A 520-nucleotide genomic window follows, 5' to 3' on the forward strand; every position below is an offset into this window, starting at 1 on the left:
TCCCCGCGCTCTTTCATAAGCTCGATGATCCGTTTGAAAAGTTTCTTCTGTCCGCGGATTTTTTCCAGAGGCACAAGCTTGCCGTCCTCCATCTGAAGCAGCGGTTTAATATTCAACAGGCCGCCGACAAAAGCGGATGTTTTGGATATCCGGCCGCCCCTCGCGAGATATGTTAAATCATCAACGGTAAAAATGTGTTCAAGCTGGCTGCAAAAGTTCTTTACAGACGTTTCAATTTCTTGTATTGTATTCCCGTTGATACAGAGATCGGCAGCATGCCGGACAGCCAGACCGTATCCTAATGAAGCGCATTTGGAATCAATGACCCGCAAATCGAAATCGGGGAATTCCTCCTTCACTTCAATGGCGATCATTACAGCTGTCTGATACGTGCCGGAGAGACCAGAGGAAAAGGCAATGTAAAGAGCGGGATCACCTGTTTCGGCATATTGCAAAAACACATTTTTAATCGTTTGCGGTGAGGCTTGGGACGTCTTAGGCGTTTCTCCATTTTGCATCG

General features: G+C 47.1%; 1 protein-coding gene. It reads right to left on the reverse strand.

All coding sequences use genetic code 11. From position 1 onward, the window contains the following. A partial coding sequence (locus ACWHAR_RS31935) for a DegV family protein (protein ID WP_452089035.1) occupies window positions 1-520 on the reverse strand: 520 nt, incomplete at both ends.

The organism is Bacillus sp. LR--39 (assembly GCF_053613335.1).